At 56.4% G+C, this 23,004-nt stretch carries 19 protein-coding genes and 1 tRNA gene; 14 read left to right on the top strand and 6 right to left on the bottom strand.

The window, feature by feature from the left end; all coding sequences use genetic code 11:
* The first annotated feature begins 76 nt into the window (after positions 1 to 76).
* The 5 genes from AB1L30_RS10835 (at position 77) to AB1L30_RS10815 (ending at position 5,690) form a co-directional block, all read left to right on the top strand.
* Positions 77 to 1,816, top strand: a complete 1,740-nt coding sequence (locus AB1L30_RS10835; RefSeq protein WP_367013430.1) for an HlyD family efflux transporter periplasmic adaptor subunit — start codon at positions 77 to 79, stop codon at positions 1,814 to 1,816.
* Positions 1,813 to 2,556, top strand: coding sequence for an ABC transporter ATP-binding protein (locus tag AB1L30_RS10830; RefSeq protein ID WP_367013429.1), 744 nt, complete (start codon positions 1,813 to 1,815; stop codon positions 2,554 to 2,556). The genes AB1L30_RS10835 and AB1L30_RS10830 overlap by 4 nt, the downstream gene beginning before the upstream one ends.
* 19 nt (positions 2,557 to 2,575) lie before the next feature.
* Entirely contained in the window at positions 2,576 to 3,919 is a 1,344-nt protein-coding gene (locus AB1L30_RS10825; protein WP_367013428.1) for an ABC transporter permease, read from the top strand.
* A gap of 114 nt (positions 3,920 to 4,033) precedes the next feature.
* Positions 4,034 to 5,194, top strand: a complete 1,161-nt coding sequence (locus tag AB1L30_RS10820) for a DNA topoisomerase IV subunit A (protein WP_345091395.1) — start codon at positions 4,034 to 4,036, stop codon at positions 5,192 to 5,194.
* Positions 5,195 to 5,240: 46 nt separating this feature from the next.
* Positions 5,241 to 5,690, top strand: coding sequence for a thioesterase family protein (locus AB1L30_RS10815; protein ID WP_367013427.1), 450 nt, complete (start codon positions 5,241 to 5,243; stop codon positions 5,688 to 5,690).
* Here the strand turns inward: AB1L30_RS10815 and AB1L30_RS10810 are convergent.
* The gene (locus AB1L30_RS10810) at positions 5,687 to 8,536 is read right to left on the bottom strand and encodes a secretin N-terminal domain-containing protein (protein ID WP_367013426.1); all 2,850 of its coding nucleotides are present in this window, start codon (positions 8,534 to 8,536) and stop codon (positions 5,687 to 5,689) included. The genes AB1L30_RS10815 and AB1L30_RS10810 overlap by 4 nt on opposite strands.
* A gap of 647 nt (positions 8,537 to 9,183) precedes the next feature.
* On the opposite strand from AB1L30_RS10810, the gene AB1L30_RS10805 reads away from it, so the two are divergent.
* Entirely contained in the window at positions 9,184 to 10,620 is a 1,437-nt protein-coding gene (locus AB1L30_RS10805) for a hypothetical protein (protein WP_367013425.1), read from the top strand.
* 258 nt (positions 10,621 to 10,878) lie between these two features.
* The gene (locus tag AB1L30_RS10800) at positions 10,879 to 12,402 is read left to right on the top strand and encodes a sigma-70 family RNA polymerase sigma factor (RefSeq protein ID WP_367013424.1); all 1,524 of its coding nucleotides are present in this window, start codon (positions 10,879 to 10,881) and stop codon (positions 12,400 to 12,402) included.
* 12 nt (positions 12,403 to 12,414) lie between these two features.
* On the opposite strand, the gene AB1L30_RS10795 is transcribed toward AB1L30_RS10800, so the two are convergent.
* The gene (locus tag AB1L30_RS10795; protein WP_367013423.1) at positions 12,415 to 13,527 is read right to left on the bottom strand and encodes an HD domain-containing protein; all 1,113 of its coding nucleotides are present in this window, start codon (positions 13,525 to 13,527) and stop codon (positions 12,415 to 12,417) included.
* A gap of 691 nt (positions 13,528 to 14,218) precedes the next feature.
* Between AB1L30_RS10795 and AB1L30_RS10790 the strand changes: the two genes are divergently transcribed.
* The 4 genes from AB1L30_RS10790 (at position 14,219) to AB1L30_RS10775 (ending at position 18,382) form a co-directional block, all read left to right on the top strand.
* Positions 14,219 to 15,085, top strand: coding sequence for a fumarylacetoacetate hydrolase family protein (locus AB1L30_RS10790; protein WP_367013422.1), 867 nt, complete (start codon positions 14,219 to 14,221; stop codon positions 15,083 to 15,085).
* Positions 15,086 to 15,124: 39 nt separating this feature from the next.
* Positions 15,125 to 16,708, top strand: coding sequence for an aldehyde dehydrogenase family protein (locus AB1L30_RS10785; protein WP_367013421.1), 1,584 nt, complete (start codon positions 15,125 to 15,127; stop codon positions 16,706 to 16,708).
* Positions 16,709 to 16,820: 112 nt separating this feature from the next.
* Positions 16,821 to 17,822: a flotillin-like protein FloA gene (floA, locus tag AB1L30_RS10780; RefSeq protein ID WP_367013420.1), complete on the top strand. Its 1,002-nt coding sequence runs from the start codon at positions 16,821 to 16,823 to the stop codon at positions 17,820 to 17,822.
* Between the two features lie 53 nt (positions 17,823 to 17,875).
* Positions 17,876 to 18,382 carry a PH domain-containing protein gene (locus AB1L30_RS10775; protein WP_367013419.1) on the top strand — a complete coding sequence of 169 codons (507 nt, stop codon included), beginning with the start codon at positions 17,876 to 17,878 and terminating at the stop codon, positions 18,380 to 18,382.
* Here AB1L30_RS10775 and AB1L30_RS10770 read toward each other — a convergent pair.
* The 4 genes from AB1L30_RS10770 to csrA form a co-directional block, all read right to left on the bottom strand.
* Positions 18,379 to 18,972 carry a pyroglutamyl-peptidase I gene (locus tag AB1L30_RS10770; RefSeq protein ID WP_367013418.1) on the bottom strand — a complete coding sequence of 198 codons (594 nt, stop codon included), beginning with the start codon at positions 18,970 to 18,972 and terminating at the stop codon, positions 18,379 to 18,381. The genes AB1L30_RS10775 and AB1L30_RS10770 overlap by 4 nt on opposite strands.
* Positions 18,973 to 18,974: 2 nt before the next feature.
* Positions 18,975 to 20,024 carry a ferrochelatase gene (locus AB1L30_RS10765; RefSeq protein WP_367013416.1) on the bottom strand — a complete coding sequence of 350 codons (1,050 nt, stop codon included), beginning with the start codon at positions 20,022 to 20,024 and terminating at the stop codon, positions 18,975 to 18,977.
* 147 nt (positions 20,025 to 20,171) lie between these two features.
* Positions 20,172 to 20,244: transfer RNA gene (locus AB1L30_RS10760), tRNA-Glu, on the bottom strand.
* 196 nt (positions 20,245 to 20,440) lie between these two features.
* Positions 20,441 to 20,650 (bottom strand): carbon storage regulator CsrA, encoded by a 210-nt coding sequence (gene csrA / locus AB1L30_RS10755; protein WP_367013415.1) that lies wholly within the window; start codon positions 20,648 to 20,650, stop codon positions 20,441 to 20,443.
* 465 nt (positions 20,651 to 21,115) lie between these two features.
* Here csrA and AB1L30_RS10750 point away from each other — a divergent pair, with 465 nt between their 5' ends.
* The 3 genes from AB1L30_RS10750 to AB1L30_RS10740 all read left to right on the top strand — a co-directional run bounded on the left by AB1L30_RS10750 (position 21,116) and on the right by AB1L30_RS10740 (position 22,994).
* Positions 21,116 to 21,703, top strand: a complete 588-nt coding sequence (locus AB1L30_RS10750) for an NADH-quinone oxidoreductase subunit I (RefSeq protein WP_367013414.1) — start codon at positions 21,116 to 21,118, stop codon at positions 21,701 to 21,703.
* Between the two features lie 99 nt (positions 21,704 to 21,802).
* Positions 21,803 to 22,432: an NADH-quinone oxidoreductase subunit A gene (locus tag AB1L30_RS10745; protein ID WP_367013413.1), complete on the top strand. Its 630-nt coding sequence runs from the start codon at positions 21,803 to 21,805 to the stop codon at positions 22,430 to 22,432.
* 28 nt (positions 22,433 to 22,460) lie between these two features.
* Complete coding sequence (locus AB1L30_RS10740; protein ID WP_367013412.1) at positions 22,461 to 22,994, top strand: NADH-quinone oxidoreductase subunit C; 534 nt, start codon at positions 22,461 to 22,463, stop codon at positions 22,992 to 22,994.
* Positions 22,995 to 23,004 lie beyond the last annotated feature (10 nt).

Genomic DNA, 23,004 nt, shown 5'->3' with positions numbered 1-23,004 from the left:
ACTCCCATCCTTTCTATTGCTGTGCATGGAAATCCATGGTTAGGTCCATGCATCCTACCTTCGACGAGAAACGTCCATGGCTAGCATGAAGCCTAGTTTGCTGAACACTCTCTTTCCGCGCGGATCGCGTACTGCTCGTCGCCAGTCGATGCGTGGTGGTTACTTTGCCAAGGCGGCCATTGTCTGCCTGGTGATTGCCGGTGCTGCCGGCTACTACTACTTCGGCATGGCGAAGAAGGGATCGAGCCTCCATGGTGCGACTTTTCACGAAGTCACCAAGGGAGATTTCGTTCACGATGTGGTCGAGAAAGGGGAAGTCGAGTCGGCTCGAAACGTCGATGTGATGTCCCTGGTCCGTAGCTCGCGTGAAGTGAACAGCTTCGAGATCTTGTGGGTCATTGAAGAAGGGAAGCAAGTCGAAGCTGGGGACGTGTTGGTACGTCTCGACTCTTCGGCCCTGGAAGAAGAAGCGAAGCTGCAGCGTCTGGACCTCAGTGGTTCGATCGCCGGCCTGGCCAAAGCCCAGAACGAACTCGAAGCTGCCCAGATCGCCATGACGGAATACGTTGATGGTCTGTTCGTGCAGGAACTGCGAGAGATCGACGCGGAAATCACGTTCGCCAAGGAAACGCTCCGCCGTGCGGAAGAGTACTATGCCTACAGTTCGCGTCTGGCGGCCAAAGGCTTTGTGACTTCCTTGCAACTGGAAGGGGATCGGTTCGCCGTCGATAAGGCGAAGATCGAGCTTGAAAACGCAACCCACAAGCGGGGCGTGCTGATCAACCAAACCAAGGAAAAGAAGATCAAGGAGTTGGAAAGCGCGATCGGTGTCGCCACGGCAGACCTCGAGTCGGCCAAGGAACGCAACTCGATCGAGCAGAAACGCCTCGACTTCTTTCTCGAACAAATCAAGAACTGCACCATCACCGCTCCGGCAGCGGGCCAGGTGGTGTATGCCAACGAACGTGGTAATCGCGAAGCCTCGGAATTCATCGTCGAGCCAGGCACCTCGGTCCGCGAACGTCAGACGATCATTCGCCTGCCAGACTATAGTGCGATGCAGGTTCACGTTTTGATCAACGAATCACGCGTGGCGATGGTTCAAGCCGGGATGCGTGCCACCATCTCGCTCGACGCCTTCGACGACGTCAAGCTGGAAGGTACCGTCACCAAGGTGAATGAGTATCCAGAACCAATCAGCCGCTTCGGTGCCCAGGTCAAACGTTATGCGGCGGTCGTTTCGATCGATGGTTCGCCTCGACAGATTAAACCGGGCCTCACGGCAAACGTCGCCATTCATGTCGAAAAAGAAGACAACGCCACGTTGATCCCCGTTCAGGCGGTGCTTCCTTACGGGGACGACTATTACTGCATGGTTCAGGTCAGCGAAGACGCGGTCGAGCCTCGCAAAGTCGAGGTTGGGTCCAACAACTCGCGTTTCGTGGTCGTGCGAAATGGGGTCTCCCCCGGCGACTTTGTCTCGCTGAGTCCGCGTGACCTGGTCGAACAGGTCGAAATGCCAGAGCTGCCGCCAGAACAGTTGAACTCGAAGGGACCGCAAAAAGGTGAAGCTACAGGAGAAGGTAAGCCAGGCCGTCGTGGTCCGCAAAGTCCAGGCGAAGAAAACAACTCCAAACCGGACACGAAGCTCGTTGAACGACCTTCGCGAGATACCAGCGCCAATATTCCGCCGAAAGGTTCGGACAAGCGGCCCGAGGTGACCGAGACTTCGTTCAACCAGGAAGCCAGCATCGAGAAAGACCCGGTGCGGATTGCTGAGGATCAGCCTCCGCAACCAGCGGGAGGTGCTCAGTGAATTACGCCACGCGCGTAGTTGACCTCAAGAAGATCTACCACCTCAAAGGCGAAACCGTTCACGCGCTGCGAGGGATAAACTTCGATGTTCCCGAGGGCGACTACGTTTCCATCATGGGGACGTCGGGCTCTGGCAAGAGCACGCTGCTCAATATGCTCGGTTGTCTCGATCGCCCTTCATCAGGCCAGGTTGTTCTGGGGGGGCGAGATACCAGTACGCTGACCGACGATCAGCTTTCGCAGCTACGTGCTTCCCGAATCGGGTTTGTGTTTCAGTCGTACAATCTGATTCAGCAGCTGACAGTGATCGAGAACATCGAGGTTCCACTCTTCTACCGAGGTCACGTCACCGCTGCCGATCATCATCGTGCCCGTGAATTGGCCAAGATGGTCGGTCTGGGCGATCGTATGGGGCACCGACCGACTCAGCTTTCTGGTGGTCAGCAGCAGCGTGTGGCGGTGGCCCGTAGCTTGATCAACAATCCCGACTATATCCTGGCGGACGAACCGACCGGTAACCTCGACTCACGCACCACCGAAGAAATCTTGCACTTGTTCGAGACTCTCAACGACGAGGGACGAACGATCATTCTGGTGACGCACGAAGACGACGTTTCGCATCATGCCAAGCGTTCGATTCGCTTGATGGATGGTCTGATCAAAGAAGATCACCCGGTCGAAAGTCGCCGCTCGGCGAAGGCCCAACGTGGCCTGGATACTTCGGCACTCAATCTGACGTAAGCAAGCGAGAACTTATCCCATGCTCGGGCTCCGTATCTGGAAACTTGGAATCAAAAGTCTGCTGCTGCACCCGATGCGGTCGCTGCTGACGATTCTGGGTATCTTCATCGGCGTGGCGAGTGTGATCTGGCTGCTGGCGATCAGCGAAGGGATCAGTGCCAAGGCTCAGCAGCAGATTGAAAAGCTGGGGGCTGAAAATATCATCGTCCGTACGGTCAAACCGCCATCGGAAGCGATCTCGGAGCAGCGTGGTCCATTGACGTATGGGTTGACCCGCGACGACTGGCAGCTGTTGGATGAAACGCTGCACTCGGTCGAGACCGCCACCCCGATTCGTGAGATCCGACGGCAGTTTCGGCATGGTACCAACGCGGTTCATGGGCGCCTCGTGGGCTGTACGCCGGAATATGCCCGACTGAACCATTTGGAAGTACAGCCTCGCCGCGGGCACTTCATCTCGCAGGTCGAAGTCGCGGATCGCTCGAATGTTTGCGTGTTGGCGGCAGAAGTCGCGGACGCGCTGTTCGGGTTCGAGAAGCCGATCGGCAAGACAATTCGCGTAGACGACGATCTTTACACCGTCGTCGGTGTCTTGAAGCCGAAGGCCGCGACCGCAGCCGTTGGTGGCAGTCTTTCAGGTCAAGCGTACGATAAAGACGTCTATATCCCAATTTCCACGCTCTGGCAGCGGATTGGCGATCACGTGGTGACGATCGAAGGGGGAACGTTCTCCGGCGAGATCGTCGAACTTAACCAGATCACGCTGAAGGTTGTCGCTGCTAATCAAGACATGTCGAACCAGGTCATGGATACGGCCGAACTGGTCCGGCAGAGCCTTGCCCATCACGATCGCCTCCGCGACGTCTCGGTGGTGGTCCCATTGGAGCTGCTGGAGCAAGCCCGCCAGACCAAGTTCATGTTCATGGTCTTCATGGGGCTGATTGCGGCGATTTCGCTGCTGGTGGGCGGTATTGGCATTATGAATATCATGCTGGCAACCGTGACCGAGCGAACACGAGAAATCGGGATTCGCCGGGCCCTGGGGGCCAAACGAGGCGACATCATCCGCCAGTTCCTGGTCGAAACGATCGTGCTGTCGGTGGTTGGTGGGCTGACAGGGGTGCTGGGTGGTTTGCTCTGTATCCCAGCGGTCGACCTGGCTCGCTTCCTGGCATCGACGTATGATCCGGCGGTGATTGAAACATTGCCAGAGTCGATTCGGGACGTGCGTCCTCAGATCGTTCCACTCTCGATTCCACTCGCGTTCGGGATCTCGGTGGTGGTGGGGGTTATCTTCGGGCTTTACCCCGCCAGTCGTGCGGCCGATCTCGATCCGATCGAGGCTTTACGGGCCGCCAATTAGTGGCCTGCAAAGATGCCCATTCTCGCCAGGGGCGAAGCGCGTTATTCTGATACGTTCTTCGCGAGACGGATATTTTCCCTAAGTCCCTCAACTTCAATCGATCAGGCGCAGCGGATGGCCAAGAAAAAAGCCCCCAAAAAGGTGGCTCCGAAAACGGATGCAAAGGAAAAGGTCGAGTTGACCAAGAAGGATGTGAACACGCTGAACCAACTTGTCGGTCTGGCCGACAGTGTGGTGGCGGCGGCGGGCCGGGTTCGCGACCCGAAGATGGACATCCCGACCCGTTCGCTCTCGAATGTGCGCTACAACAAAACGCAGCGTATCATCGAAATGGGAAAGAACACCACCGGTCGCCAGCTCTTCAATCTGAACCAGGCCAAGAGCTACATGCAGACAATGCTCGTCGGCAGTGGCTGCAAGCGGTTGATCGACGAAGGCAAGTCGACCAGCATTCGAGGGCTCTACTATTTGCTGAAGCACACGATTGCCGGCACCAAGGAAGAGACCTTCGCCGATCAGGCCGAAAGCGATCCGATCATTGAAGATGTCGAAGTGCTGTTGAACGTGCTTCGCGAAGAGTTGCACTTGTACGCCCAGAAGAAGGGTGACATGGTCGGCCCCCTGGTCCTACGTGACAAGGGCGACGAAATCGACTGCTCGCGCATGGGGAGCGGTGGTTATGGGATTCCCTCGATCGTCGAGCCCGACACGATCGAGTTTGTGAAGTGCGAAGCTGACTTTGTCCTGCATGTTGAAAAAGGCACGGTCTGGCAACGCTTCAACGAAGACAAGTTCTGGAAGAAGCACAACTGCATTCTGACCCACGGTGGTGGTCAGCCATCGCGTGGTGTGCGTCGTCTGCTGTCGCGGCTCAACAACGAGCTGAATCTGCCGATCTACTGCGTGCTCGATAATGACCCATGGGGGTATTACATTTACAGCGTGATCAAGCAGGGATCGATTAACCTGGCCTACGAATCGAAGCGTATGGCAGTGCCCGACGCGAAGTTTATTGGGCTGCGTTCGATCGACTACGAACGCTGTAATCTCTCGCCAAGCGTGCAGATCGCGCTCAACGATTCCGACCGGAAGCGTGCCAAGCAGATCGCCAGCTATCCCTGGTTCGAGCACAAAAAGAACTGGCAGAAAGAGATCCAGAAGATGCTGGACAACGGCTTCAAGCTCGAAGTGGAAGCCTTGATTAGCCAGGGTGTGAGCTACGTGACGGAAGAATACGTCCCGGCTCGTTTGGCCGAGCGAAGCTGGCTCGACTAAGCCCCGCGGTTGTCCTGTTGAAGAATCTGAGAACCGAGAAAGCAAGATGCCCAATCCAGATCTACCACCACAGCTGGCCGACTTTCCCGCCGTTGCGAAAGTGCCGGTTCAGTGGGGAGACATGGACTCGTTTCAGCATGTAAACAACACGGTTTACTTGCGCTGGTTCGAGACCTCGCGTGTTCGTTACCTGGAAGTTTCCGGGCTGAATCCCATCATGGAAGCAACCGGCTGCGGACCGATTCTCGCTTCGGTGCATTGCAACTACCGCAAGCAGTTGCGGTATCCGGATGAAGTCTTGATCGGGGCCCGGATGGTCAAGCTGGGAGGAACCAGCATGAAGGTCGAGCACGTTGTCTATAGCGTGCAGCAGCAACAACTGGTGGCCGATGGCGAATCTGGCGTGGTCTATTTCGACTACGCCAACCAGCGGCCGATTGTCATTCCGGATGACGTCCGCAAGCTGATCACCCAGACCGAAGGCCGAGAAGTCTAGTTCTCGGCGGATACTGCTTCCTGGAAATCTTGCATTCGCATTCCACGCTGACCGCGAGGACCATTCTGACCTGGCTGCCCATTAGCGTTCGGCTGGCCATTGGGATCCTGCGGCGGCTGTTGCGGCTGCGGATTCTGGTTTTCCAACAACCGCGTCAGCAGCTCCTTCATTTTCGTCCCGTTGACGCCCGTCTTCAGGTTGACGATGCGGACCGTCGAAACCGGCTTGGCCGACTCGTCGATCCGTTTCACCATATCCATCACCAGCGACATCAGGCTCTCGCCTTCGGTCGAGATGAGCAGCGTGTTTGAGATATCGTCGACACCGATCGAAAGCTTCCCTTTGAAGCCCGATCCGGTACGTGAGACGTAATCGCTGGCGTAACGGTCCGGAGCCTTGTCGCGATCGCCTCCGCCCCCTTGTTGCGGCTGCTGAAGCGACTTGTCATTCGACGAAAGCAGGTCACGGAAGACTTCCTTCACCGACTCGGCGATGGCCGATGCTCGTGAGTAACGAACGGCGTACGTCGCATTGAGCCGCTTCGATGCCTCGACCACCGGCTCGGGCTTGTCGTAAAGTTCGATCAAGTCTTTGATCGTGGCCAACTGCGCGGCATTGGCATTCTGCACGACGATCGTATTGGTATCGGTGTCCGAAAGAAACTTGAGCTTCTTCCGCTGTGACAAACGCAGCGGATCTTCTTTCTTCTCTTCACGACCATAGTCCCAGTACCAAGGAGTCGGACGCGTGTCTTCCTCTTCTTCCTTCTCTTCAAAAAAGTCTTCCAGGTTCCACGCCACCCAGTAAGCCGAGGCGTACTTCAGCTCGAACACTTCCCAGTCTTTCGGCTCGGGAGTCAGGTCGATCAGCAGGTCCTCCAGCAGATCGAGGGCGGCGGGGTCATCCGAGGCGAGCGTGATTCGTCCGTTCTCGTCGACTTGGATCACGACCGGAGACTTCGACCCTTCTGCGTCGTTCGCCGGCTTTGTTTCTGGTTTGGGAAAGAAACGATTGCGTAGTTCTTCCTGGGAAAGCTCTTCCAAGGGGCGCTGCTCGGACGCTTCATCTTCCGCGGGATTCATCGCAGCCAGGTGAACGGGCACCGTGATGCGGGAACGGGCCTGGGCCGAGTTCTCTTTTTTCGGCGGCTCCTTCGTTGATGGCGAAGGGGTTTCTTCTTTTGGTTTGGTTTCGGGCAGCTTGATCTGCAGCGGTGCTGGCGAGACTTGGGGCCAGAGTTCCTTCAATCGCTTTAGCATCTCTTCTGCTGAACCACTGGAGCCTGCCTCGAGCGTGCGAAGTTTGCCTCGCTGCGAATCGCCGCCTGGGGGAATCTCGCCGAGTTGGATCAGCAGGTTTTCGATCGATGCCATTTCCACTTCGTTGGCGCGGAGTAAGAGCCGATTGTTGATCACGTCGGCATCGACGCGAAACTTGTCCTTCTTATTATTCTGTTCCGGCTGACGACCATATCCGTACATCGAGTAATAGCCTCGACGCGAGTTGCTGTCGTCTTCCTTCTCTTCTTCCCCCATCATGAAGCGGATCGAGCCGGCGACGTAATCGGCTTGCAGACGACGCAGCCGAATCACTTTGAACTCGCGACCGGCGCCGTCGAGCTTGTTGATCAGGGCCTGGATCGTGATTTGATCGGCCGCTCCGGCATTGGCGATCAAGGCGTTGTTTTTGTCGTCGATCACCAGCTGCGTGGTTGGATCAAGATTACCAGACTGAAGCAGCATGGCCTGAAGCGACTTGGGATCGAGCTGAGCCAGGCGATAGACTTCCACTCGCTGGAAGTTCGCCCCTAAAGGCGAGCCTGATTGCGAAGGAACATCGAACAGCTTTACCGCTTCGGCGATTACCACCAGCTTGTCAGGCGGGGCGTTGGCAATGATGCTGTTCTGCCTTGAGTTGATCACCAAGTGAATGTCGTCGCTACCGGGCGGTTTGCGGCGTGATCTGTTTCCACCTTGCTGTTGTTGTTGCTGCATCTGCTGCATCATTTGCTGCTGCATCTGTTGTTGCATCTGCTGCATCATGTTCGGGTCCATCATCCCCATGCCCCCGCCACTCGGCCTGCGGATGCCCAGCAGCGATTCGAGCTTGGCCAGAACGTCTTCGGCCCGGGTGTATTCGAGGTAGAACTCGTGCACCTTGGTCGAACGGACTTCGGACGATTGCTCTTCCTGCAGCACATGTTGGATCTGTCGGAGGTTGGTAACCACGTCCATCACTTCCAACCGGTTCGAGGTTGGCAGTGCGGCCATCGTGCCGTGCGGACCTAGCATCGGCTTGAGTTCTTCGACGGCGTCTTCGGCCAGCAACCAACTGAGTGGGAACGAGACCTTCACGAACTCGTGGGCATCGCGATGACGAAGGTCTTCCGAATGGACGCGCGGAACCCGGGCCGTGTTGAGCCCTTCCAGCTTGGCAACGACCAGGCCTTCCTGTTGCTGCAGAATGGTATAGCCACGCGTCATCAGGCGTTCGTTGATCAGGTCGCGAACTTCGTCGATCGAGTAGGCTCGCTGCGTGGTGAGATTGAGATAGTCGCCTGGCAACTCTTGCCAATCGAGGCTGGTCTTCGAGATGTCGGCCAGCCAGTCGAGAACATCGGGCCAGGCCTGGCCGCGGAAGTTGAATCGAACCATCCCCTGCTGATCAGGGCGAACCTTCAGTTCTTCGGGATCGGCGGCTTCGCTCGGCTTGTCTTTTCGCTGGATCGGACCTTTGGGGCCTTCGGGTTGGGCTTCCGCCGGTTTGGACCCATCGTCAGGCTTTTCGGACTTGCCTGGCTTGTTATCGCCTGCCTCTGGCTTGGGGCCTTCTGTGGCGGGAGTCACTTTGCCTTCCATAGAATGTCCCACACGGTTTGGCATCTGAGAGATGCTAGGCCCAGGGCCTTGGATACCTGGCCCCATAGACGGTACTTGAGCCATTGCCAGGGGGTATAAGGCGGAGTTGAAAGCTGGCATTTCAACTGGCAAGGCAAACGTCAGTGCGGCACAAAAAAGTGTGCCGACCTTCCGAAAAGTCATGGGGCTTCCTAGTCGGATGAGAAGATCGATGGGGCAACGCTGTGTACTACGTGTGGTTCGATTATCTTTGTTCAGGGGGGTGGTCGCAACGAAATGTCCGAAATTTCCCCCGGACCTAGCGGATTCGCAAACTACCCGAGAATGGGCCATCTAACCAGACGACGGAAAATATCGTTTGGTTTCTTGGATCTCTCTTGTTTGTCGGGCTCCAAGCTTTACCTTAGGGGCAAACTGGGTAATTGATAGCAACACGGCGGAATCAGTGCTTGCTTGGCAATTCTTTTTGAGAAATAAGTTTTGCCCTGGATTTGGGGAACTTCCGTGGTTAAAAGGCCATCTACTTCTCTACACAACCGCATCCTGCGGCACCTGAATGTGATGTGAAGTGTTTAAGTGCTTGAAGGACAATGGCTTGGACTTAACGTCCGGCTCTGTTAAGTAACGATCGACCGATGAATTTGCAGCTTAATGACGAACTTCTTTCGGCTTTCCTGGATGGGGAAGTCTCGCAAGAAGAACGCCTGCAGATCGAAGCGATCTTGGCAGAGTCCCCTGAATGGCAGAAGCGTTACCGCCAAATGGTGGAAACGGTCAACGCCGTCCGGACGATGCCCGAGCAACCGCTACCTCGCGACTTCTCGCAAGACATCCTGGCCCAGATCGCGGCTCGCCAGCAAGGCGAGACTTCGTCTGCCGAAATCGCGCAGCCGCAGGTCAGCATCAACACCAGCTCGGATCGCATGGGTGGTCGTCGGCTTCGTCACAAGCCCGATCGATCGCTCCAGATCTGGATCTCGGTGGCAGCTTGTCTTCTGGTGGCTGTCGGAGTCGGGCTGGCTTATCAGACCGGCATCTTGGGCGGTGGTACCGAGCCAATCGTGGCTCAGAACGATCCGCAGACCGTGGTACAGCCTAAGGGGACGGAAGTCGTCGAGGCGAAGCCCGAGGTTAAACCGCCAGCCGATACGAACGTGCCGGATGGCAATCCTTTCCCGTCGGTCGAACAACTGGCCAACGATCAAAACAATTTGCCGATGGAAGCGATTCCTTCGGACAATCCAGAAACGGCCCGCAGTCCGATTGGTCTGCGAGTGAATGTTCGCACCAAGCCAGGTTCGAAAAAGCCGGAACCGATGATGGTTCGCCCGAACTCGTTGGCTCGTTCGGTATTCAATCTCGATCCTCAGCAAGATCCTGGTCTCGATCGCCGTCAGTTGTTGACGTTCGAGCGTCCGGAAGTTGCTCAAGAGCTGCTGGCCTGGGTCGACATGGACCAGGACGGCAAGATATCGGACTTTGAAACACAGCAGGCCTGGGGACGCTTCACGCAGACCGAAGGCGCCGTCGCTGCCGTAAGTGAAGAAGTGTTGCTGGCTGTCGATCATGACATGAACCAGCAAATCTCGATTGCTGAGCTGAATCTGGCGATCGCTTCGATCCGCTGGAACAGTTCGGAAACCTTGCGTCGCTACTGGTTGCGACTTGATGCCAACGGCGATGGCGTGTGGACCAGCGAAGACTTCGCCGCGAACGCTCGCTTTGCCTCGATGGGTGGCCCTGCTCTCTCGCAGCAGTTGGTTCAGTGGCACACGTTGTTGGATCGTTCCCGCGACGGCAATGTAACTCGCTTGGAGTTTGCCCTGTCCGCCGATCACATCGAGATGGTGATGAAGACCTGGGAGCAGAAGATTCTCAATCCGCATGCTTACGAGCAGACCAAGTCGCTGATGACTCAGTTCGATCGGGATGGCAACGGTCAGCTCGCTGGTCGTGAGTTGATGCGTCTGAAAGAGAAGCAGGAAGACCTTGCCGCTCGTCTCGAGAACGCTGGTCCCGACGGCATCTCGGCTTACGAGCTCTACCTGGCGATCGAATCGGACCAGCTCTAACGAGCCGGTCCTGATCTCGCCCTCCCCTGCCCCCCAGATCTGCGGTTAGTGCGATCTGGCTTTCGGGAAGTCTCAAACATTCGGGGGGTGAAATTCCTTCCTTTGCCGAAGTTGATGCGTAGAATGGTTTGGCTCAGGACGGAAGCCGCCAGCATTCCTCCCTGGACCACAAGGGCAGTCAAGTTGATCTGAAGGGGAAGCCTGTCTTAATCAGGCTTGTCGCTCGCGAGGATCGACCAGAGGGAACAGCGAGGAAGCATGAGCAGAGGAGGCGGCAGCACAAGTCCCGACCGGAAACAATCCGGCCGACTGGGCTCTGGCGTAGCCATACAGGAGAAGGCGGTTTCCCCGGTTTCTAGACGGGGCAAAGGAGCGCGGACCAATGCTAGCGACGCAAGTGAACTTTCGTCGGGTGAGCCTGAGTCGTTGCGTTCGTATCTCCAGCAAATGGGATCGATTCCCCGCCTTACGCCGGAACAGGAAATTGAAATTACACGCCGCGTCGCGCGCACTCGCACCAGTTTTCTGCGGCGATTGTTCGGCTGCGGGGTCGTTACGGCCCGCATCGCGGACTTGCTGGTCGAAGTGATTGAAGGCGATCGTCGTCTCGATCGTACGCTGGAAGTCACCATCACCAGTCCGGCCCAGAAAGAAAAGCATCGGCAAGCGGTCATCGAGATGATCGAGTATCTGGCCGAGTCGGCACATCGCGATCGATATGACTTCAGCGTGGCTATGGAGGCGGAAGCAGACGGTTCGCAGCGCCGCGACCGGGCAATCCAGCGTTTAATGCGACGTCGTCAAACAACCGCGTGTCGGCTGGAAGCGTTCGGACTGCGGGAGAAGTTCCTTCTCGAGTGGATGCAAAGCGTCGAGCAAACGCTCGATGGTTTGGAAGCCAACAAGCCCGGCGGTGAGGACTTCCCAGGTCCAATCTTCCGGATGCCTTTGTCGCCCGATGCGTTGGAAGTGTTCGAGCTCTATCACGAGACACCTGGCTCGCTTGCCTTTCAGTGGCCGAAGATCCTCGCGGCCTATCGTGCCTACGGCGAGGCTAAACAGAAGCTGGTCGCGGCGAACTTGCGGTTGGTGGTCTCGATCGCCAAAGGTTTTCGTAACCGAGGGATGAGCTTTCTCGACCTCATTCAGGAAGGCAACCTTGGGCTGATCCGGGCCGTCGAAAAGTTCGATCAAACGCTTGGCTACAAGTTTGCAACCTACGGCACATGGTGGATCCGCCAGGCAATCATGAAGGCGATTTCGGATCAATCGAAGCTCATCCGAGTGCCAGTCCGGATGCAGGAGCGAATCCAAACGGTTCAATCGTCGAAGGCACAATTCCGCCAGGACGAGAACCGCGATCCTACGCTCGAAGAGACCGCCAAACTGGCCAAGGTTGCTGAACGCGATGTCTTGTTGGTCGATGTGTTGACGCGAGGTCCGTTGTCGCTAGATGTCCAGCCGTACGATGACGAAGACTTCGCCGATATTATTCCAATCCAGGCCAATTTCGCTGGCCTTTCCGAGGCGGATCATCAGTCGGTCAAAGCATTGCTCGCGAAGGTCTTCACGATCTTGAACCCGCGCGAACAAGAGATTTTATTTCGACGATTCGGCATCCACGATGGTCAGCCTCAAACGCTGGAAGAAATCAGCCAGGCGTTTTCATTGACCCGGGAAAGAATCCGTCAGATCGAAATCGCAGCCCTGCGCAAACTTCGCAAGTCGAGTGCCTGCGCCGGGCTGGAAGAATGGATCGACGATCCGATTTCGTCCTATTAGTTCGACAGACGACTACCAACCATCGCATTCATACGAAAGCTGTCGCAAGTAATCGATGGCTTCTTCTAGTTCCGAGGCCTCGACACCCTGGCGTCGACCTTCGCGGTCGCAGCGTGCCAGCAAGATTAGCTCTTCGTAGTCTTCCGACTCTTTCAGTCGTCGCTTGGCCCGGGCACCCAAGGTGCCCTCCAAGATCTGGCCGGCATCCATGTGGTGGGCGATAAGCCAGTGGGTTCGCTGCGTTATATGGTCCGCCAGCATCTCGAGCCCCGCTTCAACGTGGTTCAGCGGATCGATCCCCTTCCCTACGTCATGCAGCAAAGCTGCCAGTAGAAACTCTTCGTCGTAGGGCAACTTCTCGCGAGCCAGATCGAAGACCTGCAAGCTGTGATAAAGAGCGTCCCCTTCGGGGTGCCACTTCGGGCTTTGCTTGACGTTTTCCAGCGGCAGCAGCAACGCTTCGTACTGCAGAAAGCGATCGATCTGGTTCTCGACGACCGCCATGCCTTCTGTGTACTCGCCTTCCTCGTAGGTCTCGTGGAGGAACAAATCGAACTCGGCCAGGCTCATGCGTTCTTGAGGCTTGCCGGTGATCGAACTCTTTGAGACGATCGAGACCTCCTTCGATCCGCGTACGGTCAGCTCGAACGGGAACTGCTCGCGGATGTGGATATGGACGTAAACACCCTCGGCCCCTGGTTTGTTGACGTGCTTGCGTTCCACGTCGTAGCGAATGTTCTCGGCTTCCAGGGCGGCGGTCACGGCCGAGATGCTATCGCTGAAGACGTGAATATCGATGTCCGATCCCTTGCGAACGTGCCCAGTCAGCACACTGCCGACGATGCGAGGGCGAAAACGTTCAAGGATCAGCATCATTCGCCGAGCTTCCAGCCGCATGGCCAAGAGATTTTCGAGGCGATTGTCTCCCTCGAACATTCGGGCCATCGATTGGACTTCGTCGCGGATCTCGGCGTTGGAAGGAAGATCGGCCTCTTTGACCCATCCTCGCTGAACCCGCCGGGCAGCTTTCATTTTGGCGTGGTAATACTCCGACTCTTGTCGGTCATACAGAAGACGTGCGGCCTGATGCGTAATCTGGCGACGCAGTTTCGACGGTTCGGTCATAGAGAAGCCAGGTAATTCGCTGGCAAGTCGACAAGTGGAATTTACGTAGATGGCGTTCTGGTCGACGGCAGAACGACTAGAAGGATTATACACATAGCAGAGAAAAAGGTTCACCCGTTGGCAGAATGGTTGCCCACTTGCGCGGCAATGGCCCATGATGGAGCGTATCAAGAGGTCCGAGGTAGGCTACGTCGCACCGCGCCGATCCGGCAACCAGGTGCCCTCTCCCGACAACCAAATCACCGGCCGGCAACGGTGCGCACGTCAGCCGCAAGATAGCTCCTCGCGGCTTCAAGGGCGGCAACATCCTTGTTGGATTCTCACAGAAATGACCCGAGAGCGAACTCAATGGTCCATTAGGGTGGTGCAGACAACGAGTAGGAGGTTGAAACCTTTGGGCCGCGGACAGTTATCTTTATTTGCAAAACGCATGCCGCACCCCTTAAACCCTTGAGTGATCATAGTTTGGCCACCTGTCGTAGGCACTGACTGTAGCGAGGGTTAGATTCGGTCCCCTATGATTTTGGTAGAGGGAATGCCTCGTTTCTGCATTGGCATTGCTACGGATGCGCGCCTCTGTTGCCTATTTCCGGGGCAAGCCTGGAGGCGGTCTCTGCTATCTACATTTGCCACTGAGGCAGGGGTAGAATACGACGAAAGCATCCCCATCCCCTAGCGAGAGTATTCAGTTATGCGTCTGGCGAAGTTTATCGGTACCCACGGAACACCTGCGGTCGGTCTGGTTCGCGAAAACGAAGTTGTGCAGTTCTCGCGTCACGACGTTACCTCGTTGTTCGAAATCCTCGATGCCGAAGACCCCGCTGCGAAGGTCGAGGCCCTGCTCCAGGGCGAAACCCAGGCGATGCCATTGGACCAGGTTGCCCTGCTTCCACCGATCGACCAGCAGGAAGTCTGGGCGGCTGGGGTGACCTACAAGCGAAGTCAAACGGCCCGCATGGAAGAATCGGAAGCGGCGGCCGATTGCTACGACCGGGTCTACGGTTCCGATCGGCCCGAGCTGTTCTTCAAGGCGACCCCCAATCGAGTCACGGGAACCGGGCAGACGCTGCGAATTCGAAAAGATTCTCAGTGGAATGTGCCAGAGCCTGAGTTTGCATTGGCGCTCAATTCTCGAGGTCAGATCGTCGGCATGACAATCGGTAACGATATGAGCAGCCGCGACATCGAAGGAGAGAACCCCCTTTATCTCCCGCAGGCAAAAGTTTATGACCAGTGTTGCGGATTGGGGCCCTGGGTTGTTTTGGCTTCGGAATTCTGGAAGGAATTTTCTGAGCTTTCCCAAGTGAAAATTCAGTTGCAGATCGCTCGCGAAGGCAACGAAGTATTCCAGGGAGAAACGAGCCTCGACCAGTTAGCTCGCTCGTTGGAAGGATTGATCGAGTATCTCTTCCGTGATCAACATTTTCCACGTGGAGCGTTCCTGCTTACAGGAACCGGTATCGTGCCGGATAACGACTTCACGCTTCAGCCACGCGACGTGGTAAGCATCCAGATTTCCGGCATCGGCACCTTGGTCAGCGAGATCGTCCAGGGCTAGTCGGTGTGCAGTTAGTATTGGCGAAAGGTTTTCGAATTCATGGCGGTTGAACAGGTTCTTATTGGCGGACAATGGCGCGAAGCAAACCACGATGGGACGTTTCACGCGGACAACCCAGCCTTGAAGCAGCCCTTGCCGGCGCAATATCCGGTGAGCACTTGGGCTGATGTCGACGAAGCTCTTGCGGCGGCTGCGGTCGCGTTTCAAGAGATGCGGCAGATGGCGGTGGAAAAGCTTGGTTTGTTTCTTAACCGCTTCGCCGATCTGCTGGACGAAAATAAGCAAGCGTTGTGCGAACTGGCTAACCAGGAAAGTGGCTTGCCCGTTTCGCCGCGTCTGCTGGATGTCGAAATGCCGCGAACCATCAACCAGCTTCGCCTGGCGGCGGCGGCTGCCGTGGAAGGTAGCTGGCGGATGGCCACGATCGATAGCAAGGCTGGAATTCGATCGTACTACGCCGGCATCGGTCCCGTCGCGGTCTTTGGCCCGAACAACTTCCCGCTCGCGTTCAGCGGTGCCGCTGGTGGTGACTTTGCTGCGGCCATCGCGGCTGGCAACCCGGTGATCGTGAAGGCGAACCCTGCCCAGCCAGGCACCACGCGTGAACTGACCAAGCTCGCATTTCAAGCGGTTCAAGACTGCGGTTTGCCTCCGGCAGCGGTCCAGTTGATTTACCACATGCCGAATGAAGACGGCCTGAAGTTTGTCGCGGACCCACGCCTCGGAGCGATCGGTTTCACCGGCAGCAAGGGCGCTGGCTTGAAGTTGAAGGAAGCCGCGGACAAGGTTGGCAAGCCGATCTACCTGGAACTGTCGAGCATCAATCCTGTCGTGATTCTGCCGGGTGCTTTGGCAGAACGTGGTGAAGCTTTGGCGACCGAGTTTCAAACAAGCTGCCTGATGGCGGCTGGTCAGTTCTGCACGAACCCAGGTCTGGTGATCCTGCTGGACGATGACAAGTCGGCAAAGTTCGTCGACACCGTGAAGGCAGGCTTCGCGGGTGCTCCGAGTGGAACGTTGCTCGGCAAAGGCGTGGAAGCCAATCTGACGCAGAATCTGAAACTGCTGATCGACGCCGGTGCCGACGTCGAAGCGAGCGGCAGCGGCGAAGGTTCGTCCCAGGGCTATACCTGTCCGAATACCTTGCTGTCGACTTCTGCCGAGAAGTTTCTGGCCAATCCGGAAGCATTCCAGACCGAAGCTTTTGGCAATAGCTCGTTGATCGTCAAAGCGGCTAATCTGAACGAAGTTTGTGCGGTGATCGATTCGCTGGAAGGGAACCTGACCGGCACGATCTACTCGGATACCGCTGGAAGTGATGACCCTGCGTACGACTTGGTGGCCCTTCATCTGCGGGTCAAGGTGGGGCGTTTGATTGACGACAAGATGCCGACCGGCGTCGCTGTGAGTGCAGCGATGAATCATGGCGGTCCATTTCCAGCGACCGGGCACCCTGGCTTCACTGCCGTGGGGATTCCGGCGTCGATCCATCGTTTCGCCATGCTTCAGTCTTTCGATAATGTCCGCCCGAGCCGTTTGCCACGAGAGCTGCAAAACGAAAACCCAACTGGCAGCACCTGGCGTCTGGTGGACGGCGCCTGGACGACCGAAAGTCTGGCATAAACTGCTTCCTAGCCCGATTGCTGGAGTCTGCTCTGGCAATCGGCTATCATTGTGGGAATTGATGGATCGCTAAGTCCCTTTCGTGCATCGAACCGCAGCCGGGATCTCCCCCATGATTGACTCACTGTTGTTGCTTGCTCAGCTCGGCGAAGACAAATGGATGTATGTCTATGGCGTTGCCATCTTCATGGCAGCCGTCTTTGGCTTCATCTTTTTGATTATCGTGTTGAACTACGGGCAGTTGTGGTTTCAGGCCTGGATGTCGAGTGCCGACGTCTCGCTTTGGAGCCTTGTGGGCATGAGCCTGCGCCAGGTCAACAGTCGCCTGATTGTGAAGGCGAAGATCATGGCCAAGCAATCCGGGCTCGATATCGATCGCCGGAGCGGTATTAGTACCAAACGCCTTGAGGCACACTACCTGGCCGGCGGCAACGTGATGAACGTGATCCACGCCATCATTGCCGCTCAGCGTGCTGAGATCGACCTCGACTTCGACCGAGCTGCCGCGATCGATCTGGCGGGGCGTGATGTGGTTGATGCCGTCAGGACAAGCGTGTTGCCGAAGGTCATCGACTGCCCTGACCCTCGCCGCAGCGGCAAGAGTACGCTGAGTGCCATCGCCAAGAATGGTGTCGAACTGCGGGTGCGAGCCAAGGTGACCGTCCGGACGTCGCTCGACCAGTTGATCGGCGGAGCGACCGAAGAGACCGTGATCGCTCGCGTCGGTGAAAGTATTATTTCCGCGATCGGATCCTCAGAGCATCATACGCACGTGCTGGAAAATCCCGACGTGATTACCCGCGCGGTGATCTCGCGTGGCCTCGACGATCACACCGCGTACGTGATTGTTTCGATCGACATTGCCGACATCGACGTCGGAGAGAACGTGGGCGCCCGCTTGCAGAACGATCAGGCCGAAGCCGATACGCGTGTTGCCCGAGCCAAGGCCGAACAGCGTCGTGCCGAGGCGATTGCTTCGGAGCAGGAAAACAAAGCCAAGGTCGCGTTGAACCGAGCGAAGCTTGTCTTTGCCGAAGCGGAAGTTCCCAAGGCCATGGCTGAGGCTTTCCGAAATGGCAAGATGCATGCCGCTACCGAGAATGGTTCGAATTAGTCTCCCTTTTTCGCGAGTGCCCGCTTCCTCATCCGTGAAGCGGGATGACCATCATGAAACAAGCCATTCCCGGGCTTACTCTAAGTTCTGAAAACGAGTCGACGGCGCTAATCGTTTGGCCATCGGTTTCGGCAACTTCCTGGGGCCAGTTCCTCGGGCGACTCTACGACATCAAAACAGGCATTCCCGTATTCAACGTCGGGAATCTGATGGTTCTCGCGTCGATTCCCGTGGCGATTCCGCTCTACTTGTGGAATGTGTTGCCGGTGGTCGGTACCCGCTATCGGATCACCAATCGGCATATCAACGTCGAGCGAGGAGTCAGCGGCGTGGTCGAGCGGCAGATCGCTCTCGACGAATTCGACCGGATGGAAATTGACGAGCAGCCGGGGCAGGCCTGGTTTCGTTCGGCCGATCTGATCTTCTACCTGAAGGACGAGGAAGTGTTTCGCCTGGCTGGCGTTCCCTATCCGAAGGTGTTTCGCGCTTCTTGCCAGAAGGCAATGATGACCTATCGCGGTTTCAAAGAGATTCGCGAACGCCAGGCAGCCGCTGGCTAAGCGGCGTCGAGGTGATCTTCAATCAATCGCGTTAGTCGCGTGAGCATCTTCGAGCCTAGCCGGATTGCTTCGTCCCGATTCTCCGATTCCATATCAATCAACGGCACGTGGACGAACAGGCTGCGATCGCTAAGACCTCGGCGAAGCTGTGCTTCGGTCGACCAGAAGTACGTCGCATTGCACAGATAGGTGCCGGCATGAAAACTGACGGTCGCTGGGATTTCGCGTTCGGTCAGATCGCCACTCCACTGCTGCAGGGGCAACGCCGAGGCATAAGCGGCCGGGCCTTCAGGATTGAGCGGGCTGATATCGATCGTTGGATCGCTCTTCACGTTCAACGCGATCATTTCCAGGTTGAAACGATCGATCCGCGGCGCTTGACCCAGGTGCAAGGCAAAGTCGAACGACTGTGCGTGCAGTTCCTGCAGCCGCGGTTCCGTGCGAATGTACTCGACCGGGAGGATCTCGGTGACGAAGGTCGATCGGTCAGAGCCAGGATGATCTTCCAGCCAATGTGAAAGGATTTGCTGCGACGCATTGGTGGGATATTGCAGGAACGGCTCGAAGGCGGTGATCAGGATTCGATGCATCGCTAGTTCTGGGAAGTTGGTTGCGGTGGACCAGGGCGGCGTGGTTCGTAGCGGCAGCAGTCGACTGGGCAGACATCGTGTGACGGGCCATATTCGCCGATGGCTGGCTTTTCGGTGGTCAGCCCGAGACGTTCTTCGACCAATTGGCGAATCATTCTAACGAAGGTCGGGTGGACGCCGGCCGTCTTCGCCCGGGCCATCGGCAAGTTGAGTTCAGCAGCGAGCTTGGCCGCTTCGTCATCGAGGTCGTAAATGACTTCCATATGATCCGAAACGAAGCCAACCGGCACGATGACCAATTGCGAAGCCGATTTCTGGTCGGCGATTTCCTGGATGGCATCGCAGACGTCCGGCTCCAGCCAAGGCTGTTGAGGAGGGCCGCTGCGGCTTTGATAGACCAGGGCCCAGTCTTCGACGCCGACCGCTTTCGCAATGAGACGCGAGCTCTCTTGCAACTGCTTTTCATAGGCACAGTTTTCTGCCATGCCATTGGGGATGCTATGTGCGGTGAAGAGCACTTTTCGCTGATCGACACCTTCGGTAGGAAGCTCGGCGATGGCATCGCGAACGCGATCGGCCATCGTGGCGATGAATTCTGGATGATTATAGAAGGTACGAATCTTGGCGAAGGCCATCTCTTCCAGGCCGAGTTGAGCCTGGGCTTTTTGGATGTCTTCGCGATATTGGCGACAGCCGGAGTAGGAACTGAAGATCGACGTGACGAATACCAGCACGCGGCGATGCCCGTCGTCGTGCATCTTCTGCATGGTATCGGCCAGCAGCGGGTGCCAGTTCCGATTGCCCCAATAAATCGGCAAGTCGATCTGATGCTGAGCCAGTTCCTCGGTCAGGGCGGCGATAAGTTCGCGGTTCTGATCGTTGATCGGGCTCTTGCCACCAAAGTGATAGTAGTGCTCGGCGACTTCCAGCATTCTTTCGCGAGGAACGTTGCGGCCGCGAAGAACGTTCTCAAGGAACGGGATGACATCGTCCGGCTTTTCTGGACCACCGAACGAAAGTACCAGCAGAGCATCGAAGGTTGGTTGTTGCATGTCGCTTGGCTTTAGGGGCTAGGCTGTTGGGATAACTCGAGGTTACCCGCAACGACGGCTCGTTTTCAACTCGAAGTCACCACGAGGGTGGTTGAGTGCATGCATAAAAAAAGCCTTTCGCAAGCTGCGAAAGGCTTTTGTTGGAAGTGACCCCAACGGGGTTCGAACCCGTGTTACCGGCGTGAAAGGCCGGTGTCCTAGACCACTAGACGATGGGGCCGTTTGTTGAAGGGCTTAAGTATAAGAGAGGTCAGAAGCATCTGCAACTGGGGACGGGGCGATCTACGCAAAAAATAATTCCGAACCCAAACAGGCGACAACAACCTTCGAAATTCACGACCGCAACAGAATGCGGCAGAGGCGTGCGAATTCAGTTGAATCAGGTTGAGTTCAGGTACGAAACTACAAAATTTCGACTATTCGGATTCCATATTCGCCGAAGCGTCCGAACCTTGTCCGTTTTCGTTTCGCTTGATCGCATCGTAAACTTCGCGACGGTGAACCGGCACTTCCTTGGGGGCTTCAACCCCTAGGCGTACTTTATCGCCACGGATCTCGACAACGACAATGGTGATGTCATTGTTGATGACAATGCTCTCGTTCTTCTTCCTCGATAGTACCAGCATGTTATGCTCTCCACGCAACCGCCAAGGGGGAAATACTCTCTCATAATTTTGGCGGCACTGCCTTGTCGAATGCTTGAACCTTCTTGGTGCCTTCGTTAGACTTGAGCAGAAATCAAAAGGTTCAGTCGCACCTGACGATTAACAGCGACATCCTCGAAAATCTCCCCAACGCAACAAGAACAGCCTGTTGTGCGCGAGGAAACTCTCACTTCACTCTACGCGCTAAATTAGCCGCGTCAAGCAAGCAAATCTCGGACTTTAGCGAAATCTGATACGCTTGGCGAGGAATGTGCCGAAAAAACGGGAGCATTTACCTTGCCCTCCTGGCTTGTCTAAAGCTCCTGTTGTAGTGGGTTAGTGCCCCTCCATTTGGTCACTTGGTTTTCTAGTTGTTTGCCAGGGATCACTTGCCATAACGAGCCAAATTGCCGTTAATGGATTTTCATACTGCTTTAAGGGGACCGCATGCGACGTTCGGTCCCCAGCGGAGAGCATCGTTCCGCACGGAAGGTGGCCATGGTTGAGTGGTGGAAAAACCTGATTCGAGCCGTAGTTACGGTGGCCCAGGGGCTTTGGGTGACGCTTAAGGTTTGGAAGTCGACCTACGATCCGAATCGCAAGACGTTTACTGAGCATTTCGAATATCCTGAGCTCCCGGCCCAGGTGGCTCCCCGCTATCGTGGGTTTCATCGCTTCGATGTCACGACCTGCATTGCCTGCGACCAGTGCGCGAAAGCGTGCCCGGTTGACTGTATTTATATAGGCAAGCAACGTGTCGAGAACGGCAAGGGTTTTCAGCTCACCCATTTCACCATTGATTACACCAAGTGCATGTTCTGTGCTTTGTGTGTCGAGCCTTGCCCGGTCGACTGCATCTTTATGGGGGGCACGCTCGACCTGAGTTCCTACAGTCGAGATGGAGCTCTGGTCGATTATTCGCGACTGCCAATCGATGTCGCTTGGGGCCGGGCCACGCTCAACCCAACGGCGGTCGCTGAATCGAAAGCGGTGATCAGCCCGGTTCATGGTGGCCCTGCCAGCCCCGAAGGGTAATGGAAGGCCCGTTGCATGGTTGGCGGTAGACCTCTTAAATGAGGGCTCGACCGATGATGCTGATTTTGACGGACATGTTTTGCTTGAGCTTGCGGACCTATGAGTTTTCCAACCACGATCGTCGCCTATTTACTGCTGTTCACGGCAGTCGGGTTTGGCTTCGTGTTGGCGAACCTTCTTCTAGGTAGCTTTCTGCGACCGAAGGACCCGCACGAAGAGAAGCTCGAGATTTACGAATGTGGCGAGCCAACCATTGGCTCCAGTTTCGTGCAGTTCGACTTGCGATTTTATGTTGTCGCCCTGCTGTTCATTATCTTCGACGTCGAAGTGGCGTTCTTCTTTCCGTGGGCGGTCGTCTTCGGAAAGTCGACCCAATTGGCCAGTCCAGAAGTGCCTGCGATCGTGCAGATGGACGACGGCCAGCGGATGATCGGGCCTGGGTTCGAAGGCCTGGTGACCGAACTCGGTTTGCCCGTCGACGAACAGAACCTGTTGGCAGCTTCCGATCCGGAAGCAAAAGGGAACGAAGTTAAGGCTGCGGCCTCGAAGCTGGTCTGGACCTGCGTGGCGGACATGATGTTGTTCTTCGCCGTGCTGATGGTCGGTTTCGCGTATGTCTGGAAGCGAGGCGACCTCGACTGGGTTCGATCCACTGCGGGTCATTCCAAGCAGCAAGCCGACGCGTCCAGTTCCTGGCAGCGATCCCCTCAGACCACATCCACTCCGTAATTCAACCTCCGAAAGAAAACGTTCAGTCATGGTGATCGACGAGTCGCTGCTACAGAAATTGCGCGAGCGTTTTGGCGACAAGATCGCAGGAGCCTCTCTTGAGAGCATCGATCCGTGGATCGAGGTTGCGCCAGAAGGCCTGGTCGAGGTTTGTCGCTATTTGAAGGACGAGCCGTCGATTGCGTTCGATTGCCTGAACTCGATCTGCGTGGTCGATTACTGCGAGACCGACCCGAAGAAGGCAGCCAAAGCTCCGTGGCAGCCACACCTGGAAGTCGTTTATCACCTGACCAGCGTTCAGCGTAAAACCAGCGGCGTTTTGAAGGTGATGCTCCCGCGATGGAAAGATGGCGTCGAAGGAGAGATCCCTGAGCTGGCATCGGTTTCCTCCGTATGGATTGCGGCCGATTGGCACGAACGTGAAGTGTACGACTTGTCAGGCGTTTATTTCGTCGGCCATCCGAATCTGCGACGCATTTTGTGCCCGGAAGATTGGGTCGGGCATCCGCTGCGAAAAGACTATGTCATGCCGCTCGAGTACCACGGCATCCGAGGCCGCTAGGTACAGAAAG

Origin of the sequence: Bremerella sp. JC817, from assembly GCF_040718835.1 — a bacterium.
In the GTDB taxonomy this organism is placed as follows: domain Bacteria; phylum Planctomycetota; class Planctomycetia; order Pirellulales; family Pirellulaceae; genus Bremerella.
The sequence above is the reverse complement of the archived record's forward strand: the minus strand, read 5'-3'. Positions and strand labels throughout refer to the sequence as shown.

Bases quoted from the DNA above. Each gene is read 5' to 3' on its own strand.
- AB1L30_RS10795 (WP_367013423.1), bottom strand. From the start codon at position 13,527: ATGACCGAACCGTCGAAACTGCGTCGCCAGATTACGCATCAGGCCGCA.
- csrA (WP_367013415.1), bottom strand. From the start codon at position 20,650: ATGCTGGTACTATCGAGGAAGAAGAACGAGAGCATTGTCATCAACAAT.
- AB1L30_RS10805 (WP_367013425.1), top strand. From the start codon at position 9,184: ATGAATTTGCAGCTTAATGACGAACTTCTTTCGGCTTTCCTGGATGGG.
- AB1L30_RS10800 (WP_367013424.1), top strand. From the start codon at position 10,879: ATGAGCAGAGGAGGCGGCAGCACAAGTCCCGACCGGAAACAATCCGGC.
- floA (WP_367013420.1), top strand. From the start codon at position 16,821: ATGATTGACTCACTGTTGTTGCTTGCTCAGCTCGGCGAAGACAAATGG.
- AB1L30_RS10750 (WP_367013414.1), top strand. From the start codon at position 21,116: ATGCGACGTTCGGTCCCCAGCGGAGAGCATCGTTCCGCACGGAAGGTG.
- AB1L30_RS10775 (WP_367013419.1), top strand. From the start codon at position 17,876: ATGAAACAAGCCATTCCCGGGCTTACTCTAAGTTCTGAAAACGAGTCG.
- AB1L30_RS10745 (WP_367013413.1), top strand. From the start codon at position 21,803: ATGAGTTTTCCAACCACGATCGTCGCCTATTTACTGCTGTTCACGGCA.
- AB1L30_RS10790 (WP_367013422.1), top strand. From the start codon at position 14,219: ATGCGTCTGGCGAAGTTTATCGGTACCCACGGAACACCTGCGGTCGGT.
- AB1L30_RS10765 (WP_367013416.1), bottom strand. From the start codon at position 20,024: ATGCAACAACCAACCTTCGATGCTCTGCTGGTACTTTCGTTCGGTGGT.
- AB1L30_RS10820 (WP_345091395.1), top strand. From the start codon at position 4,034: ATGGCCAAGAAAAAAGCCCCCAAAAAGGTGGCTCCGAAAACGGATGCA.
- AB1L30_RS10740 (WP_367013412.1), top strand. From the start codon at position 22,461: ATGGTGATCGACGAGTCGCTGCTACAGAAATTGCGCGAGCGTTTTGGC.
- AB1L30_RS10825 (WP_367013428.1), top strand. From the start codon at position 2,576: ATGCTCGGGCTCCGTATCTGGAAACTTGGAATCAAAAGTCTGCTGCTG.
- AB1L30_RS10835 (WP_367013430.1), top strand. From the start codon at position 77: ATGGCTAGCATGAAGCCTAGTTTGCTGAACACTCTCTTTCCGCGCGGA.
- AB1L30_RS10815 (WP_367013427.1), top strand. From the start codon at position 5,241: ATGCCCAATCCAGATCTACCACCACAGCTGGCCGACTTTCCCGCCGTT.
- AB1L30_RS10770 (WP_367013418.1), bottom strand. From the start codon at position 18,972: ATGCATCGAATCCTGATCACCGCCTTCGAGCCGTTCCTGCAATATCCC.
- AB1L30_RS10785 (WP_367013421.1), top strand. From the start codon at position 15,125: ATGGCGGTTGAACAGGTTCTTATTGGCGGACAATGGCGCGAAGCAAAC.